The organism is Nocardia sp. alder85J (assembly GCF_020176955.2).
Lineage (GTDB): Bacteria > Actinomycetota > Actinomycetes > Mycobacteriales > Mycobacteriaceae > Nocardia.
Window position 1 is genome coordinate 485,939 of record NZ_JAIUCZ020000001.1, and the last position, 19,113, is coordinate 505,051.

At 69.9% G+C, this 19,113-nt stretch carries 16 protein-coding genes; 11 read left to right on the top strand and 5 right to left on the bottom strand.

The window, feature by feature from the left end; genetic code table 11:
- The first annotated feature begins 7 nt into the window (after nt 1-7).
- Genes LBW94_RS02265 through LBW94_RS02280 form a run of 4 tightly spaced genes read left to right on the top strand, consistent with a single transcriptional unit; the run spans nt 8 to nt 4,960 of the window.
- The gene (locus tag LBW94_RS02265; RefSeq protein ID WP_225056588.1) at nt 8-1,678 is read left to right on the top strand and encodes a peptidoglycan DD-metalloendopeptidase family protein; all 1,671 of its coding nucleotides are present in this window, start codon (nt 8-10) and stop codon (nt 1,676-1,678) included.
- Nucleotides 1,675-2,250: a hypothetical protein gene (locus LBW94_RS02270; RefSeq protein WP_225056586.1), complete on the top strand. Its 576-nt coding sequence runs from the start codon at nt 1,675-1,677 to the stop codon at nt 2,248-2,250. Before LBW94_RS02265 ends, LBW94_RS02270 begins: the two co-directional genes overlap by 4 nt.
- Nucleotides 2,251-2,291: 41 nt before the next feature.
- Complete coding sequence (locus tag LBW94_RS02275) at nt 2,292-4,181, top strand: TraM recognition domain-containing protein (RefSeq protein ID WP_225056585.1); 1,890 nt, start codon at nt 2,292-2,294, stop codon at nt 4,179-4,181.
- A complete protein-coding gene (locus LBW94_RS02280) occupies nt 4,178-4,960 on the top strand; it encodes a DUF4913 domain-containing protein (RefSeq protein WP_225056584.1) in 783 nt (260 codons plus the stop codon). The genes LBW94_RS02275 and LBW94_RS02280 overlap by 4 nt, the downstream gene beginning before the upstream one ends.
- A gap of 155 nt (nt 4,961-5,115) precedes the next feature.
- On the opposite strand, the gene LBW94_RS02285 is transcribed toward LBW94_RS02280, so the two are convergent.
- Both LBW94_RS02285 and LBW94_RS02290 read right to left on the bottom strand, forming a co-directional pair.
- Complete coding sequence (locus LBW94_RS02285; protein WP_225056583.1) at nt 5,116-5,682, bottom strand: hypothetical protein; 567 nt, start codon at nt 5,680-5,682, stop codon at nt 5,116-5,118.
- A gap of 412 nt (nt 5,683-6,094) precedes the next feature.
- A complete protein-coding gene (locus LBW94_RS02290; protein WP_225056582.1) occupies nt 6,095-6,964 on the bottom strand; it encodes a peptidylprolyl isomerase in 870 nt (289 codons plus the stop codon).
- Between the two features lie 163 nt (nt 6,965-7,127).
- On the opposite strand from LBW94_RS02290, the gene hisS reads away from it, so the two are divergent.
- From hisS to LBW94_RS02305, 3 genes are all read left to right on the top strand, one after another.
- On the top strand, nt 7,128-8,405 hold the full coding sequence (gene hisS, locus LBW94_RS02295) for a histidine--tRNA ligase (protein WP_225056581.1): 1,278 nt from the start codon (nt 7,128-7,130) through the stop codon (nt 8,403-8,405).
- A 99-nt stretch (nt 8,406-8,504) separates the two neighbouring features.
- Complete coding sequence (locus tag LBW94_RS02300) at nt 8,505-9,149, top strand: hypothetical protein (RefSeq protein ID WP_225056580.1); 645 nt, start codon at nt 8,505-8,507, stop codon at nt 9,147-9,149.
- 254 nt (nt 9,150-9,403) lie between these two features.
- Nucleotides 9,404-10,411: a malate dehydrogenase gene (locus LBW94_RS02305; protein ID WP_225056579.1), complete on the top strand. Its 1,008-nt coding sequence runs from the start codon at nt 9,404-9,406 to the stop codon at nt 10,409-10,411.
- 52 nt (nt 10,412-10,463) lie between these two features.
- Here LBW94_RS02305 and LBW94_RS02310 read toward each other — a convergent pair whose 3' ends face one another.
- The 3 genes from LBW94_RS02310 to LBW94_RS02320 all read right to left on the bottom strand — a co-directional run bounded on the left by LBW94_RS02310 (nt 10,464) and on the right by LBW94_RS02320 (nt 13,660).
- Nucleotides 10,464-11,333: a TIGR03619 family F420-dependent LLM class oxidoreductase gene (locus tag LBW94_RS02310; RefSeq protein WP_225056578.1), complete on the bottom strand. Its 870-nt coding sequence runs from the start codon at nt 11,331-11,333 to the stop codon at nt 10,464-10,466.
- Nucleotides 11,334-11,692: 359 nt separating this feature from the next.
- A complete protein-coding gene (locus LBW94_RS02315) occupies nt 11,693-13,333 on the bottom strand; it encodes a hypothetical protein (protein WP_225056576.1) in 1,641 nt (546 codons plus the stop codon).
- Nucleotides 13,334-13,336: 3 nt separating this feature from the next.
- On the bottom strand, nt 13,337-13,660 hold the full coding sequence (locus LBW94_RS02320) for a type VII secretion target (protein WP_225056574.1): 324 nt from the start codon (nt 13,658-13,660) through the stop codon (nt 13,337-13,339).
- Between the two features lie 240 nt (nt 13,661-13,900).
- Between LBW94_RS02320 and LBW94_RS02325 the strand changes: the two genes are divergently transcribed.
- The 4 genes from LBW94_RS02325 to LBW94_RS02340 all read left to right on the top strand — a co-directional run bounded on the left by LBW94_RS02325 (nt 13,901) and on the right by LBW94_RS02340 (nt 19,080).
- Entirely contained in the window at nt 13,901-14,890 is a 990-nt protein-coding gene (locus LBW94_RS02325) for an NAD-dependent epimerase/dehydratase family protein (protein ID WP_225056573.1), read from the top strand.
- Between the two features lie 31 nt (nt 14,891-14,921).
- On the top strand, nt 14,922-15,941 hold the full coding sequence (locus LBW94_RS02330) for an Rv2578c family radical SAM protein (RefSeq protein ID WP_225056571.1): 1,020 nt from the start codon (nt 14,922-14,924) through the stop codon (nt 15,939-15,941).
- 119 nt (nt 15,942-16,060) lie between these two features.
- A complete protein-coding gene (locus tag LBW94_RS02335) occupies nt 16,061-18,001 on the top strand; it encodes a 2-oxoacid:acceptor oxidoreductase subunit alpha (protein ID WP_225056569.1) in 1,941 nt (646 codons plus the stop codon).
- Nucleotides 18,001-19,080, top strand: a complete 1,080-nt coding sequence (locus LBW94_RS02340) for a 2-oxoacid:ferredoxin oxidoreductase subunit beta (protein ID WP_225056568.1) — start codon at nt 18,001-18,003, stop codon at nt 19,078-19,080. The genes LBW94_RS02335 and LBW94_RS02340 overlap by 1 nt, the downstream gene beginning before the upstream one ends.
- Nucleotides 19,081-19,113: the final 33 nt, after the last annotated feature.

A 19,113-nucleotide genomic window follows, 5' to 3' on the forward strand; every position in this document is an offset into this window, starting at 1 on the left:
GGGCCCGGTGAACGCCAAGGCCTTGTTGTGGGTGGGCGTGGGGAGCGTGATCGCCCTCGTGGTCCTCGTGGTGGTGATCGTGCTGCCGTCGGTGGAGGACCAGTGCGCCGATCAACCGACGGTCGCCTCCACCACTGCGCCGCCGCCGGCCGGGACGTCGTCCTCGGTGCGCGCCGACGGCCCGGCGCCGGGTACCGCCACCCGCACCTCGATCGTGAACGCGCCTGCGGCGGCGACGAATCCGGCCGCCGCGGGCACCGCCTCGCTGGCGTCGGGGATCGGGCCGATCCGGCGCACCTGGCCGTTGCCGCAGGGCTCCTTCTACATCTCCGATCCGTTCGGCGCCCGCAACGGCACCCACCTCGGGGTCGACATGGCCGCCCCCGACGGCACCCCGATCTACTCGGTGGCCGACGGCACCGTGGTCGCGGCGGGTCCGGCCACGGGTTTCGGCAACTGGATCGTGATCGATTCGGTGGATGTCAACGGCCGGCCGTTCTCCGCGGTGTACGGCCACGAATGGGACAGCGGGATCCGGGTGCGCACCGGGCAGACGGTGCACGCGGGTGATCTGATCGGCGCCGTCGGCTCGGCGGGCGAATCCACCGGCTCCCACCTGCATTTCGAGATCGTGCCGGGCGGTCGCTTCGCCGGCGGTCACCAGATCGATCCGCTGCCCTGGCTGGACGGCGCCCCCACCCCGGAATCCGCGGGGGCGTGGCCGTTCTCGGTGAATCCGTTGTGCAACCGCGGATTCGGCACCGCCGGCGGCGCGCTCGCGGGCGGCAAGGTGCCGCCCGAACTGGAGATCTGGTACCGCCGGGCCGGATCGCTGTGCCCGGAGATCACCCCGTCGATCCTGGCCGCGCAGGGCCGCCAGGAGTCCGGTTTCCGGCGCGGGCTGACCTCCCCGGCCGGGGCGCAGGGCCTGGCCCAATTCCTGCCCGGCACCGCCGCATCCATCGATCCCGACGACGGCAAGCCGTATCTGCTCGACGTGGAGGGCAACGGCAATCCGAGCCTCTGGGACGACGGTGACGCGATCATCGCCCAGGGCCGGTACATGTGCTCGCTGGCACATCGGATCGAGGGCTGGATCGGTGAAGGCAAGGTGCGCGGCGATGTCGTCCCGCTGGCGCTGGCGGCCTACAACGCCGGTGAGGGCGCGGTGCTGGCCTCCGGCGGGATGCCGAATCAGGTGCCCGCGCACCTCTCCGAGACCCAGCCCTACGTGGCGAACATCCTCGCGATGGAACCGCAGTACCGGGCGCCGGGGTCGCTGGGCCGGTTCGAGCCGGACGGCCGATCCGGCGGCCAGGAGATCCTCGGTGCGGCACAACAGTATCTGGGCACGCCGTACGTGTGGGGCGGCGGCGGCCCGGAGGGTCCCACCGGCGGCGGCCTGGACGGCCCCGGCCTCACCTCGGCCGCGGTGTTCGCCGCCTCGGCGGGCACGGTCACCCTGCCCCGCACCGCCGAACAGCAGTGGGAGTTCGGCGGCGAGGTGCCGATCGCCCGTGCCCAGCAAGGTGATCTGGTGTTCTCGCGATTCGGGCCGCGCGGCCCGGCGGAGGTGGGTGTGTACGTCGGTGAGGGCATGATGATCCGGTCCGCCGAGCCGTCCGGGGTCACCCAGGTTCCGGTGCCCGGCGACGCGCGATTGCGGAGGGTGCTGTGAGCCGGGGGTCCGGGCGGATAGCCTGGAAGGTGACGGCACAACGCGCGAGCCTGGGGGTGATGCTGATGGTGAGCGTCACGACGCTGGCGAGTGCGTGCGGCAGCGGCGACACCGGATCGGCGACGCCCTCGCCCTCGACCACCACCCGGCAACTGGCGGCGGTGCCGGCCCCGGATCCGAGCACCTCGGACGGGGTGGCGGTGGCGGCGCTGCGCGAGGTCTACACGTGGTACCCGGCGACGGAGGCCCCGGGTGCGTCGCTGGGCCGGGCTCGGAAGTGGCTGGGGCCGAGTCTGATCCGTACCCTGGATACACCACCCACGGGCATCGAGACACCGAAGCCGTCGTTGCAGTGGGCGGATTGGGGCGCCGCGGGCGCGCACGTGGAGGCGTTCACGTTCGCGTCGGGGGAGAAGGCGCCTACCACCGATCCGGACCACGAGCAGTACAAGATCGGGATCGAACAGACCGTCGTCTATCCGGACGGGCGGCGCGAGCCGTTACCGCCGGCGACGGTCATCGCCACCGTCGTCCACACCGCGGACGGCTGGCGGCTGGACGGATTCCGTTGAGCGGCAAGAACATATAATTCGGTCACCACAGGAGGTTCCAGATGGCGAAGAAGGTGACGGACCCGGCCATCCCGGGCCCCGACCACCAGCTGATCATGGTGTACATCGGGTTCGCCACGCTGGGCACGCTGTGGGTGGCACTACAACTCGGCAATCTGCTGGCGGTGACCAAGCAGCACATCCCCGTCAACCCGATCGCCATCGTGATCGGGCTGGTCAAGGGGCAGATACACTGGCCGCTGGCCTCCACCGCGATCGTGCTGCTGGTGATCGCCGCCTACGTGGCGTACCGGATCTACAAGCAGGAGAAGAAGAAGCGGGCCGGCAAGGGCAAACTCGCCATCGACGACAAGGCCCAGCACATGGGCAACGGCGGCGCGATCGCCGCGCTCACCGAGGCCGGGGTGCGGGAGAAGGCGGTCCAGCTCGGCCAGACCCTCGGCGAGGACGACGAGCCGGGCGTGCCGATCGGTATCTCGGTGGCCGACGGCTGCATGATCTACGGCTCCTACGAGGATCTCCAGATCGACATCTGGGGGCCGCGGCAGGGCAAGTCGACCTCGCGGGTGATCCCGGCGATTCTCTCCGCGATCGGCCCGGTGCTGGTCACCTCGAACAAGCGCGACGTGGTCGACGCGACCCGGGATGTGCGGGAGGCCAAGGGATCTCCGGTGTTCGTCTTCGACCCGACCGGCGTCGCGAACGAGGAGCCGCGCTGGTACTGGGATCCGCTGGCCTGGGTCGACCCGCGGCACGAGGGCGCGGAGATGCGCGCGGCGCGGCTGGCGGGCCATTTCGCCGACGGCGACAGTGGATCCGACGCGCGCGACTCGTTCTTCGATCCGGAGGCCGAGGATCTGCTGGCCGGTCTGTTCCTCGCGGCGGCCATGTACGGCAAGCCGATCACCCAGGTCTGGGAGTGGGTCACCAATCCGCTGAATCCGGAGCCGGTCGAGGTGTTGCGCGCCGCCGGTGACCATTTCGGTCTCAGCGCCTCCGGTCTGTCGGCGCAGTACAACGTCGATCCCCGCACCCGCAGTGGTATTTTCGGCACCGCCAAGAAGATGGTGCGCTGCCTGAAGCTGTCCAATGTGCACAACTGGGTGCAGCCGGGCACCACGCAGCTGCGCGACGGCGGTACGGTCACCCGGATCCCGTTCGACGAGTTGAACTTCATCGAGGACAACGGCACCCTCTACAGCCTGTCGCTGGAGGGCCGCGGTTCGGCGGGGCCGCTGGTCTCCGCGCTGACCGAGGCCATCATCGACGTGGCGATGCGCCGCGCCTCGCGGTCCTACGGCGGCCGGCTGCCGGTCCCGCTGCTGGCGGTGCTGGACGAGGCCGCGAACGTGGTGCGCTGGAAGGATCTGCCGAAGCAGTACAGCCACTTCGGTTCTCGCGGCATCGTGGTCATGACGGTGTTGCAGTCGTGGGCGCAGGGCGTGCGCTGCTGGGGCGAGGCCGGCATGGAGGCGCTGTGGTCGGCGGCCAACATCAAGGTCATCGGCAGCGGTATCGACGACACCCAGTTCCTGGCCGAGCGGTCCGAGGCGATCGGCGACTACGAGGTCATCTCGCAGTCGATGTCGGAGTCCAAGGGCGGCAAGAGCTATTCCCGGTCGCTGAGCTCCTCGCGCACCTTCAACGTGAACGCGCTGATCACGTTGCCGCGCGGGCGGGTCATCGTGTTCACCTCGGGTGCGCCGGCGGTGCTGGTGCGGACCGTGCCGTGGTGGGAGGGGGAGTACGCCGAGGCCGTGCGCCGCTCGATCGAACGGCACAATCCGGCCCGGCGCACCGATATGAACGATCTGATCGCGCAGCGGGAACTGATCACGGCCAGCAGCACGGAGGAGCCCGGCGCTCCCGCCGAGCCCTACTACGGTCAGCCGCAGCATTCCGGACAACCCGAGGAGGTCCGGCCCCTGTGACCGAGCCGGAACAGCCCACCTACTATCCGAGCGTCGCGGCGTTCGTCGAGAACTATCTGATCCACATCTATCAGCGTCAGGTCACCGATACCACCGATGCGGTCTGGTGCCCCGAGTGGTGGAAGCACACCGAGGCGGTCATCCGGCTGGAGACGCTGTGGCGGGCGTGGGAGTACTTCCGCCGAAATCCGCGGACGGGGTTGAGCAACTGGTTCCTGGACCATGCCGACCGGCACATGGCCAAACTCTTCGATCCGTCCGGTCCGTTCAAGTACTGCGGTGTCCGCAACGGACATCAGGAGTTGTTGTCGCCGTTGATCCTGACGCAGCCGCCGAAGGGGATGTTCCAGAACGTCGACACCCCCGGCACGGCGTACCAGTCGGTGGTCGAATTCGTCGAGAACTATCTCAGCCTGCTGTACCAGCGCCAGGTCAGCGACACCACCGATACCGTGTGGTGCCCGTCGTGGTGGGAGCACACGGAGGCCGTCGCGCGGTTGGACGCGTCGTGGCGGGCGTGGGAGTACTACCGGCGGGAGGCCGACACCGGGCTGAGCCGGTGGTTCATCGAACATGCCGATCCGCACATGGCAGTGCTGATGGATCCGCGTGGACCGTTCCGGTTCTGCGGTGTGCGCCAAGGGCACAAGGCGCTGCTGGGGCCGTTGCCGACCACGGTCGCGCAGCCGGAGATGTTCGCCGATGTGGACGATCCGGAGCGCTATGTGCCCGATTCGGACGTCTCGGACGTCTCGGAGCAGCTCCGGGGCGGCGACTGAGCCGCTCCGCGGGAGAGGTGCGCCGCGCCGCTGTGCGACGCGCGGTCGTCACCGAAAGCCGCTGTGCGACAGCGGCGATCGTGCCGCCTCCCGGTCGCTCGCCGCGATCGGACGGGTGGGTATCCGTGGCGGAACCCACCCGCGGTGACCGGATGTCAGCGGCTGCGTTCGAGTCCGCGCTGCCGGGCGAGTTCCTGCTGTTCGCGCAACCGCTTGGCCAGCCGGTCGTTGTCGTCGGGAACCGAGCGGACGGCCTCCGAAGCCGGTTGTGCCTGACCGACTTCCATCAGCATCCGGATCGCGCGCAACTCGGGGGCCACACCGATCTTGGTGAGATGTGCCGCCAGGGCCGTACGGCGCTCGGCGGAGTCGTATCGGATGGTCGGGCTGGTGGCCGCGGCGGCGTGCGCCTCGCTGCGGGCGGCACTGGCCGTGGCCGCGAACTGATCGCGTTCCAGTGAGACGCCGCCCTTCTCGAGCGGCGGGCGGTCGAGCATCCGGGTGAGTTCCTGGTTGCGCGGGTCCTTCGCCTTGGCCTCGCGGGCCTCGCGCAAGCCGAGTTCCTTGGCATCCTTGACACGCTGCTCGGTGATTTTGACGCGGGCTTCGGCTTCCTTCTGGCCCCGTTCGCGAGTGCGCAGCGCAACCAGAGTCGCAAGCGATAACATTTGCTTCATCAGCGCCGCGGTTTCGCGGCCGATGTCGTCGAGTTCCTCGGCCATTGCCTGCTCCCCGATGTTGCAGTGAACACTATGGATGATTGTGGTGCTTTGTCGCGGGCACCGCCACACGAACGGTGGTTCGCATACGGTCTCCGCAGCCTGCAAACGTGGACACCGGGAGGACCGGTGCGGGGGTGGCCCTGCCGTGCGGGATGGGTCACCACGCCGCGTAGTACTCCGTTATACGAGGTTACAGCGGGAACGGAGGTGATCCTTACTCGAACCGTGCAACAAAAGCATATAACTCACATTTCCGGCGTATCGGACGATGCGCAGGATCTTCTCCGGCATCAGGATGCCGCAACCGAAGGTGCTGTGGCCAGCACCACCGGGCATGTCGGGCGAACACGTCGGGAAGTCGCGAGCGGCCCGGTGCGTCGCACCGGGCCGCTCACGCGAAAACCGTACCGGGTCAGCCGATTCGGGCGGTATTGAAGGTGACCGGCAGGTTCGGTTTGCCGCCACCGGCGGTGGTCGCCAGCGACTCGTCGTCACCGCCGGCGGCGATCTTGTCGAGGGTCGTCAGGCCCGCGGCGTCGACGGTGCCGAAGATGGTGTACTGCGGCGGCAGTTTCGAATCACCGAACATCAGGAAGAACTGACTGCCGTTGGTGTCGGGCCCGGCGTTGGCCATCGCGACCACGCCGCGCTGATAGGTGACGGGCTGCTTGGCCGCCGGATCGCCCGGTGCGTACTGGTCGGTGGGGTACTCGTTCGCGAACGAATAGCCCGGCCCGCCTTTACCGGTGCCGCTCGGATCGCCGCACTGCAACATCTTCAGGCCCTGGGTGCTCAACCGGTGGCAGGGAGCGCCGTTGTAGAAGCCCTGTTGCACCAGGCTCTCGAAGCTGTTCACCGTGCACGGCGAGGCGGCGGCGTTCAGCGTGATACCGATCGGGCCCTGGCTCGAGTCGATGCTCACCTTCGGTGAATCCTGCGTGGACACCTCGGTCTTCGCGGGTTTCGTGGCCGGCTTCGCGGCATCGCCGCCGTCGGCGTAAGTGCAGGAGACCGTCGCGGCCTTGGGCTTGGGTGCGGGTGGCGGTGCGATCTCCGGCGTGCTGGACAGCGACGCATCCGGAGTGGCCGAGGCGGTGGACTTGTCGGTGTCACCCTTGGTCAGGAAGTAGATTCCGACGCCGGCCGCGATGACGACGACGACACCGAGTACCGATCCGGCGATGGTGAGCTGCTTGCGCCTGCGGGCGCGTTCGGCCTGCCGTTCCAGCCGTCGTTCCAGCTTCCTTTTCGCTGCCGCTCGTCGTTGCTCGTTGCTCGGCACTACCGATCCCTTTCTCCTGTCGTGGCACCGGCGGTGCCACGTGCGGCGTCGCGGTCGCCGGCTCCGGCGTTAGAGTCTGCCATCACTTCCTGAGGAGATCCGGAGACGGCACGCTCGGAACCGGTTGGACTTGGCGTGTCCCGGTAGGGGAGACTGGGCGATCGTGACCAAGACCAGCAGCTTCACCGCCCCGAAGGGTATCCCGGACTACCTGCCGCCCGCCTCCGCCGAGTTCGTCGCCGTGCGGGACGGGCTCGTGCACGCCGCGCGACTGGCCGGATACGGGCATGTGGAGCTGCCGATCTTCGAGGACACGGCCCTGTTCGCGCGCGGTGTCGGCGAGTCGACCGATGTGGTCACCAAGGAGATGTACACCTTCGCCGACCGCGGCGACCGCAGTGTCACGCTGCGCCCGGAAGGGACCGCCGGGGTGATGCGGGCGGTCATCGAACACGGCCTCGACCGGGGCCAGTTGCCGGTCAAGCTCTGCTATGCGGGGCCGTTCTTCCGCTACGAACGTCCGCAGGCGGGCCGGTACCGGCAGTTGCAGCAGGTCGGTGTGGAGGCCATCGGGGTCGACGATCCGGCGCTGGACGCCGAGGTGATCGCGGTCGCCGACGCCGGCTTCCGGTCGCTGGGCCTGGACGGGTTCCGGCTGGAGATCACCTCGCTCGGCGACGACAGCTGCCGCCCGCAGTACCGGGAGTTGTTGCAGGAGTTCCTGTTCGCGCTGCCGCTGGACGAGGAGACCCGCCGCCGCGCCGAGATCAACCCGCTGCGCGTCCTCGACGACAAGCGGCCCGAGGTCAAGGAGCTGACCGCTGCCGCCCCGCTGATGATCGACCACCTCTCGGAATCGGCGAAGGCGCACTTCGAGCAGGTCCTGGGCCACCTCGACGCGCTCGGCGTCCCGCACGTGGTGAATCCGCGCATGGTCCGCGGCCTGGACTACTACACCAAGACCACCTTCGAGTTCGTGCACGACGGGCTCGGCGCGCAGTCCGGCATCGGCGGCGGCGGCCGCTACGACGGGCTGATGGCCGAACTGGGCGGCCAGCCGCTGTCCGGTATCGGCTTCGGGCTCGGCGTCGACCGCACCGTCCTGGCCCTGGCCGCGGAGGGCAGGAGCGCTCCCGGCCCGGCCCGGGTCGACGTGTTCGGGGTTTCGCTCGGCGACGCCGCGAAGCAGCGCCTGGTGGTGCTGGCGGGGCAGTTGCGGGCCGCCGGTGTCCGGGTCGACCTCGCCTACGGTGGTCGTGGCGTGAAGGGCGCGATGAAGGCCGCCGACCGTTCCGGGGCGGCCTTCGCGCTGGTCCTCGGCGATCGCGACCTCACCGAGGGCGAGATCGGCCTGAAGGATCTGGCCACCGGCGAGCAACGGCAGATCCCGATCGGCGAGGCGGTGACCGCGGTCGCGGCGGCGCTCGCGGCGGATCGGTAGTACGGTCACTGGGCCACCAACTGTCGTGCCGCACTGAGTAATTCGGGTGCGGCACGGCAGTTGCCCCGGCTGTCGACCCGGAACGGACGAGTGGGACGCGTGACCGACGAACCGAAACCCGAGCCGCCGCAACCGATCGGCCTGGATCTCATCGCCCCCGAGATGTACGCGCCGATGCTGCGGCGGCTGACGCTGGCCGCGCTCGGCATCGGCGTCGCGGTGGGCCTGCTGCTGGCGCTGGCGGTGTGGTGGCCGATCGCGGTCGTCGCGGCCGTGGTCCTCGGCGCACCCACGACGCTGTACGCGCTGTCGGTGCAACGGCGGCGGATCTGGCTGGTGGGCACCGTTATTCGGGCGCGCACCGTCTTCGGGCGGCGGCAGCTGGACGTGGCCGCCGCCACCGGCGTGGAGATCCTGGTCTTCCCGGGCCGGCTGTCGCGAATAGTGTTGCGCGTCACCGCCGGTGGCGCCCGGCAGGTGGTGCCGCTGGCCATGTACACCGACGCGGGCAGCGGCCGGGAACTGCACCTGCTGGGCCTGCGCCGGCTGGCCGACGCGCTGGCGGCCAGCAACCTCGCGGCGGCGCTCGCGGTATCGGGCATGCTGGTCGGGCAGTTGCGTGCGGAGGCCCGCGACGCCGTACTGGACGACCGTCCGCTGTTCCGGGCGGTGCAACTGGTCCGCACCCGCGACAGCGTGCAACCGGTGGTGCTCAGCGACCGGGAGATCGCGACACTGGGGTGAGGCGCGGCCCGCCGAGATATCGATTCGGTAACGCCAAATGTGGCACGCATCAACATAATTCGCCGATTTTCGCCCGATTTGCCCCATTGTCGCGGGCGGTGGGTGTCTTCTTGCTCACTGGGTGCCGTGTCTCGCGGTGAAGGTGGTTAGGGTGGTGGCGACAGGCCATGGGGCCGGCCCCGCGACGCGGCCGCCGGGTGCACCGAGGTGCCACCGGGGAGCCCTGCAATGTACTCGGATCGCTAGGAGTTTTCGTGAGTGTTGTCGCCCGGACTCCCGTCACCGTCACCGTGACCGGTGGCGCCGGCCAGATCGCCTACGGGCTGCTCTTCCGGATCGCCTCGGGGGACATGCTGGGCCCCGGGACGCCGGTGCGGCTGCGGTTGCTGGAGGTGCCGGCCGCGGTGCACGCCCTGGAAGGGGTGGCGATGGAGCTGGAGGACAGCGCCTTCCCGCTGCTCGAATCGGTGGACATCAGCGACGATCCCTGGGAGGGCTTCTCCGGCGCGAACATTGCCGTGCTGGTCGGCGCCCGCCCCCGCACCGCGCGGATGGAACGCGGCGATCTACTGGCCGCCAACGGGCCGATCTTCACCGATCAGGGCGCCGCGATCAACGCTAGCGCCGCCGCCGACGTGCGGGTGCTGGTCGTCGGTAACCCGGCCAACACCAACGCCTTCATCGCGATGAGCAACGCACCCGACGTCCCGGCCGAGCGGTTCACCGCGCTGACCCGGCTCGACCACAATCGCGCGATCGCCCAGCTGGCCCGCCGTACCGGCGCCGCCGCGGCGGATATCGCGCGAATCACGGTGTGGGGCAACCATTCCGCCACCCAGTATCCCGACATCACGCATGCGACGGTGGCGGGCCGGCCGGCCCCCGAAGCGGTCGGTGATCCGGACTGGGTGCGGGAGACGTTCATCCCGACCGTGCAGCAGCGCGGCACCGCGATCATCGAGGCGCGCGGCGCCTCGTCGGCCGCCAGCGCCGCGGCCGCCGCCATCGACCACATTCGCGACTGGACCCTCGGGTCCGCGCCCGGCGACTGGGTGTCGATGGCCGTGCCGTCGGACGGGTCCTACGGTGTGCCCGAGGGTTTGATCAGCTCGTTCCCGGTCACCTGCGCGGCGGGGGAGTACACCGTCGTGCCCGGCCTGGACATCGGCGAGTTCTCCCGCGCTCGCATCGACGCCAGCGTCGCGGAACTGGAGTCCGAGCGCGAGGCCGTCATCGGCCTGGGCTTCGCCAAGCGTTCCTGACCGGCAGTGGCCCGCCCGGTTCGGCGACTGCGCGAGCCGGGCGGGCGGCGCGTCAGCACGTGCCGATGACGGACTCGCCGTACCGCTCCAGATGGGCGATCTTCTTGGCCAGCGGTTCGGTGTCCGGACCGGCCACGTACGGATACCGGAACCCGACGATCACATCGGTGACGCCCTTGTCCTCCAGCCGCTTGATGCCGTCGGTCGTGTAGCCGTCCAGCGAGGCGACGTGGATCTCGAACGGCAGGGTGCTCTCGCGCTCCGGCAGCAGTTCGGTGAGGCGCGCGAGCATGCGATCGAGATCGGCGGGATCGCCGCCGGCGTGCATCCAGCCGTCACCGAGCCGGGCCGCACGGCGCAGCGCCGCATCGCTGTGGCCGCCGATCAGGATCGGCACCGGCTCCGTCGGGGCGGGCGTGATCTTGATCTTGGCGAAGTCGTAGAACTCGCCGTGGTACTCGAAGTAGTCGCCGCTGCACAGCCCCCGCACCACCTCGATGCACTCGTCCATGCGCTTGCCGCGCTTGGCGAACGGCACCCCCATGATCTCGAAATCCTCCGGCCACGGGCTGATGCCCACCCCCAGCCCGAACCGATTGCCGCTCAGATACGCCAGCGAGGCGGTCTGCTTCGCCACGAGCACCGGCGGCCGGATCGGCAGCTTGATCACGAACGGCGTGAACCGCAGCCGGGTCGTCGCGGCCGCGAGCGCGGCGGACAGCACGAACGCCTCGATGAACGGCTTCCCGTCGAGGAACTCCCGCGACCCGTCCGGCGTGTACGGATAGGTGGAATCCGACTCGGCCGGATAGGCGATGCTGTCGGCGATCGACATGCTGTGGAACCCGGCGGCCTCGGCGGCCTGAGCCAGCGGAATGTAGTGCGCGGGATCCGTCATCGCCTCCGCGTAGGTGAAGCGCATCGGTGCAGTCCTCTCGAAATCGCGAAAACTAGAACAGATTCTAGTTCTTCCCGCGATGCTAACCCCAGACCTCCCCCCTCGACATCATTTCCGCGACCGGGACGTGCGGAAGTATCGGCAGTCCACCCGGACGCGGGTCTGATCGAGAGCCTCGGAACGTGTACCAGTAACGTGGTGCCGAGCCGCCGCTCACCGGCCATCGCGACCGGGTTGTCCGTCCGGCTCGGGTGACAGACCGAAGGGGGGCCGCCGTGGGTTCAGCGTGCGCATTCGCTCGATGGCACTGTGGTGCCGAGGTCCGTGTGCCCGGGACGTGCCCGGTCGGATGGTTGCGCCGAGTCTCGTTGCCGCCCTGCGGTTTACAACCGATCGTTCTCGTATTCGTGGATGATCTCGTCCAGGTGGGTCTGGCCGATCACCTCGGGGGTGGTCTCGCCGAGTGAGCCGGTGAGGTCGGAGTTGCCGACGGCGCTCTGGTACGGCTGTACCGCTCGGGACTTCTCGTCCTCGTCGCTGCGCTGGGCGGCCGCTCCCGGCGCGCCGAGGAAACCGCTGCCGCCCATGCCCTGGCCGGGGGCGACGGGCGCGCCCGGCGTGAACGGGGCCGCGGGAAGGCCGGTGGCGGGGCGCATTCCGGGGACGGAACCGCCGGGGCCGGGGTGGGCACTGCCGTTGCCGCCGACGCCGCCGGTGCTGCCGTAGTAGCCGCCGGTGCCGCCGCCGTAGGAGCCGGGGTGTGCGCCGTTGTAGCCGTTGTAGCCCGCCGCCACGGTGGGGTCGCCGGCGCCGAGCCGGGAGCCGAGCGCGTCCTTGCCCAGGCCGACGGTGCGGGCATTGTCGCCGGAGAGGGCCTGGTGGGCGTCGTCCAGGATCGGCTGGCCGATGTTCTGGGCGGCCGCCTGGGCCGCGTCGGAGACGGTCTGGGCGTCGGCGCCGGTCAACTGTTGCACCACGCCGGCCAATTGGGCGGTGTAGCCGGACAATTCGCCGCGGGTGGCGTTGACGATCGACACCGCCTGGCCGAGTGATTCGGTGGCCGTGGAGATCAGCGTGGCCTGGCCGGGCGGGGTGAGCACGACCGGCGCGAGCGCGGTGGCCTCGGCCGCGAAGGCCTGGGCCACGGCGGTGAGTTGCACGTTGCCGCGCTGGATCACACCGGCGGCCTGCTCGGTGAGCTGGGAGATGTCCAGGCCGCGCTGGCTTGCGTCCTGGCCCTGGGCCTGGGCCCGCTGACCGGCCTCCTGCGCGCTGCGCGCGGACTTGCCCTGCCAGACCTGGTCGACGGTCTTGAAGGCGCCCGCGCCGACCTGCATCGCGGCCTGGATGACCTGGGAGCCCTCGCTGAGGACGGTCGCGGGGTTCACCGCGCCGAGGACGCCGGTGCCGAAACCGCTGAGCAGGTCGAGGACCGGTTTGAGCAGTGCGTCGGCGCCGGGCACCGCGGCCAGGCCCAGCCCGTGCAGAAGCGTGCCGACCGGATCCGGGGGCAGTGCGGGTGCGACCGCCGGGGTGGCGGGTACGGCCGCGGGGGCGCCCGCGACGGCCTGATGTACCGCGCCCACGCCGGACGCGGTGTCGCCGGGCGCGCTCGGGGTCGTGGCCGCCGCCTGCTGCGCCTGCGCCGCCGTGTCGTGGGCGGCGGTGAGGACGGCCGGGGAGCCGCCGAGTCCCGCGGGTGTGACGCCGAGCAGGGGATCGCCGAGGCCGGTGTGCGCGCCGCCCAGCAGGGGATCGGTGAGGTCGGCGGGGTGCACCGCGCCGGGCGCGCCGCCGGGACCGGGGACGTGCCCCACGCCGAGCGCGCCGCCGTCCTCGTCGAATTCCTTGTGTGCCACCGTGAATGCGGGCGCTTCGACCGGCGGCAGGTCGTCGGGCCACTGCGGCAGCGCCAGGTCGAGCATCGGGGGCTGACTGCCGGGCGCGGTGACCGGTGGCGGGGCCGCGGCCGGTGCCGGGGCGCCTGCGGGGCCGATCACGCCGGTGTCGTATCCGGGACTCATGGTTCAGCCTCCGATCTGCTGCCCGAGGGCGCCGAGGGTGTCGGCGAGCGAGCCGTCCGCGTCGTCGAAGGTGGCCGCGGTGCCGAACGCCGCCCGGCCGATGTGGTCGACCTTGGCCGACAGATCGTTCACGTCGCGCGCGTGCAGCACCTGCGCGGCGGCGAACATGGCGAGATAGTCGGCGCCGATCAGGCCGAAGACGGGGGTCATGGCGACCACGTGCTGGGTGGTGTCGTAATTCGCCGTGCCCGCGATATCCGCGGCCACGCCCTGATTGGTGGCGGCGAATTCGCGCACCGCCGCGGTCTCCACCGAGAGATCGGCCATCGGTGTGCCCCCCATCTGTGCTCGGTCTCGAACATCTCGAACGCTTCGAACATTGTCCGCCCGGCTGCCGGGAATCGCGAGCGAAACCGCGGACAACCCGGACCGGGCTTGCGGTACTTCGGGTGTGGCCTGGGCCTCAATATAGCCGACGGGCCGGACAGGTTTCGACCCCCGAAGCGCCGGTGGGAGGCTGAATTAGAACTTGTTGCAATTTAGAACAAGTTCTATATTCTCGTTTCCATGAAGGTCGCAGTCACCGGCGCAGCCGGATTCCTGGGCACGAACCTGCTCCACCGGCTGGTGGAGGGCGGTCACGAGGTGACCGCCATCGACCGGGTCCGGCCCACCGGCACCGTGGACCCCGACATCGAGTGGGTCGAGGGCAGCGTGCTGGACCCGGAGTCGATGCGCGCGGCGCTGGCCGGCGCCGAGGTGGTGTACCACCTGGTCGCCGTGATCACCCTCGCGCACCGCCACGACCTGGCCTGGCGGGTGAACACCGAGGGGGTGCGGGTGGTCGCGGAGGCCGCGCGCGACGTGGGGGTGCGCCGCTTCGTGCACACCAGCTCGATCCACTCGTTCGACCAGTACACCTGCGGCGGCCGCATCGACGAGCACTCGGCGCGCTCGACCGACCCGAGCCTACCGGTGTACGACCGGTCCAAGTGGCAGGGCGAGATCGAGCTGCGCGCGGTGATCGAGACCGGGCTGGACGCGGTGATCTGCAATCCGACCGGCGTGTACGGGCCGATCGACCACACCGGCTCGCGGATCAACACCACGCTGCGCGACGCGTCCCGCGGCCTGACGCCGGTGATGATCGGCGGCGGCTTCGACCTGGTCGACGTCCGCGACGTGGCCACCGGCCTGATGCTGGCCGCGGAGCGCGGCCGCACCGGCGAGAACTACCTGCTGCCCGGCGCGATGGTCTCGATGCTGGAGCTCACCCGGCTCGCGGCGGCCGGCAACGGCAGGCGCGGCCCGGCGTTCGCCATTCCGCCGAAGGTCATCTCGGCGGCGATGCCGGTGCTGGAACCGATCGGCAAGCTGTTCGGCAGCGATCGGGTGTCGCGGGCGGCGATGGGCGCGCTGCTGGCGGCCCCCGAGGTGGACGGCGCCAAGGCCCGCGCCGAACTGGGCTACCGGCCCCGTCCGACCGCCGACACCGTCCGCGATCTGATCGCGTTCTACAACGGCGATCTCGCGGCGCCGGCGGGTGCGAGTGCTTGACAGGTTTTAGAACACCTGTTCGAATGGTCGAATGCGGTGGCAGCGGCAGTCTCCGAGCGCCGACGAGGGCGCGCTGCCCGGCCTGGAGCGGGCCGGGCTGGTGCGCAGCGTGCGCACACCGGAGTTCGAGGGCGTCACCTTCCACGAGGTGTTGTGCAAGAGCGCGCTGAACAAGGTGCCGCCGAGTTCGGGGTTGCCGTTCACCTGGACGATCAACACCATGCGCGGCTGTTCGCACGCCTGCACCTACTGTTTCGCGCGCGGTACGCACGAATATCTGGATCTGGACGCGGGCCGCGATTTCGACTCCCAGATCGTGGTGAAGACCAATGTCGGCGCGGTGCTGCGGCGCGAGCTGGCGCGGCGCTCCTGGCAGCGGGAGCCGGTCGCGCTGGGCACCAACACCGACCCGTACCAGCGGGCCGAGGGCCGATATCGGCTGATGCCCGGCATCATCACGGCACTGGCCGAATCCGGCACCCCCTTCTCCATTCTCACCAAGGGCACGCTGCTGCGCCGCGATCTGCCACTGCTGCGCGCCGCCGCGGCGCAGGTGCCGGTGCAGGTCGCGGTATCGATCGCGATCCTCGATCCCGCCTTGCACGGCAGCCTGGAATCCGGCACGCCGAGTCCGCGGGCCCGGCTGGAGCTGGTGCGGGCGCTGGCCGAGGCCGGCTTCGCGGTGAATGTCATGGCGGCCCCGATCGTTCCGTACCTCACCGACGGCACCGCGCACCTGGACGAATTGTTCGGCGCCATCGCCGAAGCCGGAGCGGCGAGCGCCGTGGCGTTCCCGATGCATCTGCGGGGCAGTACCCGAGGCTGGTTCCTGGCCTGGCTGTCGAGCCACCACCCGGCATTACTGCGGCGTTATCGTCAGCTGTACGGTCGTGGGGCGTACGTCACACCGGAGTACTCCGCGTGGCTGCGGGACCGACTCGACCCGTTGCTGGACCAGCACGCGCTACGGCCCACGCGCCCAGTGGAATCCGGAGCACGACCGGCGCCGGTGGCGCACGGTGAATTGCAATTGTCGTTATTCGCAGTGTGAATCGCGTCGGACCGTGTGCAACCCGGGTGTGTCCCGGTGTCGGCGGGGTAACTTGGCGTGTGGTACCGCAAACCAGGCGAGTGGCCGGCACGGAGCAGACCGGCAGTGAGGAGAGCGGCATGGCCGACACCGGCAGGACCGGCGGCAGCGAGAAGCTGGAACAGGTCGTCATCCGGTTCGCCGGCGACTCCGGCGACGGCATGCAGCTGACCGGTGACCGGTTCACGCACGAGGCGGCCGCTTTCGGCAACGACCTTGCCACCCAGCCGAACTTCCCGGCCGAGATCCGCGCGCCCCAGGGCACGCTGCCCGGCGTCTCGTCGTTCCAGATCCAGATCGCCGACTACGACATCCTCACCGCGGGTGATCAGCCCGATGTGCTGGTGGCGATGAATCCGGCTGCGCTGAAGGCGAATATCGAGGATCTGGTCCGCGGCGCCACGATCATCGTCAACACCGACGAGTTCACCAAGCGCGCGGTGGCCAAGGTCGGCTACGCCGCCGATCCGCTCACCGACGGCACCCTGGCCGATTTCGTCGTGCACCAGGTGCCGATGACCTCGCTGACGCTGGGCGCCACCGAATCCACCGGCGTCGGCAAGAAGGACGGCCAGCGCGCGAAGAACATGTTCGCACTGGGGCTGCTGTCCTGGATGTACGGGCGGCCCATCGGCGGCACCGAGCAGTTCATGCGCGAGAAGTTCGCGGCCAAGCCGGCTATCGCGGAGGCCAACATCCTGGCGTTCCGCGCGGGCTGGAACTACGGCGAGACCACCGAGGCGTTCGCCACCACCTACGAGATCGCGCCCGCCGCGCTGCCGCCGGGCACCTATCGGCAGATCACCGGCAACACCGCACTGGCCTACGGCCTGGTCACCGCCGGGCAGCTGTCCGGACTGCCGGTGTTCCTGGGCACGTATCCGATCACGCCCGCCTCGGACATCCTGCACGAACTGAGCAAGCACAAGAACTTCGGCGTCACCACCTTCCAGGCCGAGGACGAGATCGCCGGCATCGGCGCCGCGCTGGGTGCCGCGCTGGGCGGGGCCCTCGGCGTCACCAGCACCTCCGGTCCCGGCCTGGCGCTCAAGAGCGAGACCATCGGCCTGGCAGTGATGACCGAACTGCCGCTGGTCGTGGTCGACGTGCAGCGCGGCGGTCCGTCCACCGGCCTGCCCACCAAGACCGAGCAGGCCGATCTGCTCCAGGCTCTCTACGGGCGCAACGGTGAGTCGCCGGTGGCCGTGGTGGCGCCGCGCTCGCCCGCGGACTGCTTCGCCGCCGCGGTGGAGGCGGCCCGGATCGCGCTGGTCTACCGCACGCCGGTGCTGCTGCTGTCCGACGGCAGCATCGCCAACGGTTCGGAGCCGTGGGCGATTCCGTCCGTCGCCGACCTGCCGCGGATCGACCCGGGCTTCGAACCCGAGCCGGGCGAGGCCGTCGAATTCCAGCCCTATGCGCGCGATCCGGAGACGCTGGCCCGGCCGCTGGCCGTGCCCGGCACCAAGGGTCTCGCCCACCGCATCGGCGGCCTGGAGAAGGCCGACGGCAGCGGCAACATCTCCTACGATCCGGCCAATCACGAGCTCATGGTCCGGCTGCGGCAGGCCAAGATCGACGGCATCACCGTGCCCGACCTCGAGGTCGACGATCCGTCCGGCCGCGCCGAGTTGCTGATCATCGGCTGGGGCAGCTCCTACGGGCCGATCGGCGAGGCGTGCCGCCGGGCGCGCCGCCGCGGCGTCCCGGTCGCGCAGGCGCATCTGCGGCACCTGAATCCGTTGCCGGCCAACACCGGTGAGGTGCTGCGGCGGTACCGCACGGTGGTCGCGCCGGAGATGAACAACGGCCAGCTGTCGATGTTGTTGCGCGCGCGCTATCTGGTCGACGTGCAACCATGGACCAAGGTCGCGGGCACCGCCTTCTCGGCGCAGGAACTCGTCGGCGTCATCGATGCCGCGCTCGACGGCTCCGTCACCGAACTGGAACAAGGCAAGTCGTTCGCCGCGCGGGCCCGGGCAACCTATCGCTCCACCGTGCCACAGACAGGGGGCAACTGATGACCATCATCGAAACCTCGCTCGTCGGAACCGATCTCGGCCTCACCGGGCTGTCGGGGGTACCCGTCGCCGACGGCCCGCAGAAGGTCAAGGACTACACCTCCGATCAGGAGGTGCGCTGGTGCCCGGGGTGTGGTGACTACGTCATCCTCGCCACCGTGCGCGGTTTCCTCGCCGATCTGGGGCTGCGCCGCGAGAATCTGATGTTCGTCTCGGGCATCGGCTGTTCCAGCCGGTTCCCGTACTACCTGGACGCGTACGGCATCCACTCCATCCACGGCCGGGCGCCGGCCATCGCGACCGGTCTGGCCGTCACCCGGCCCGATCTGTCGGTGTGGGTGGTGACCGGCGACGGCGACGCACTGTCCATCGGCGGCAACCATCTGATCCACGCGCTGCGCCGCAATGTGAACATGACGATCCTGTTGTTCAACAATCGGATCTACGGGCTCACCAAGGGCCAGTACTCGCCGACCTCGGAGCCGGGCAAGATCACCAAGTCGACGCCGATGGGCTCGGTCGACCACCCGTTCAACACGCTGTCGGTCGCGCTGGGCGCGGAGGCCACCTTCGCCGCGCGGGCGCTGGACTCCGACCGGGCCGGGCTGTCGGAGGTGTTGCAGGCCGCCGCGACCCATCGGGGCACCGCCTTCGTGGAGATCCTGCAGGACTGCCCGATCTTCAATGACGGCTCGTTCGACGTGCTGCGGCGCGACAACGCCGAATCGCATCTGATCCGGCTGCGCCACGGGCAGCCGATCCGATTCGGCGCCGAGAATGAATTCGCGGTGGTGCGCAACGGTTTCGGACTCGAGGTGGTCCGCGCCGACACCGTCGCCGAGTCCGACATCGTGGTGCACGACGCCTACACCGACGATCCGGAGTACGCGTACGCGCTGTCGAGGCTGTCCGATCAGGAGTTGTCGCACGTCCCCGTCGGCATCTTCCGCAGCGCTGCCCGCCCCACCTACGACGACGGGGTCCGCGCGCAGCTGGCCATGGCGAGCGAGCGTAAACCCGTGGGTGAGAATTCGTTGCAGGACCTGCTCACCGGCAAGGAGACCTGGACCGTCGGCTGACAGCGGGCCGCTCGCCGCGCCCGCACCGCATAC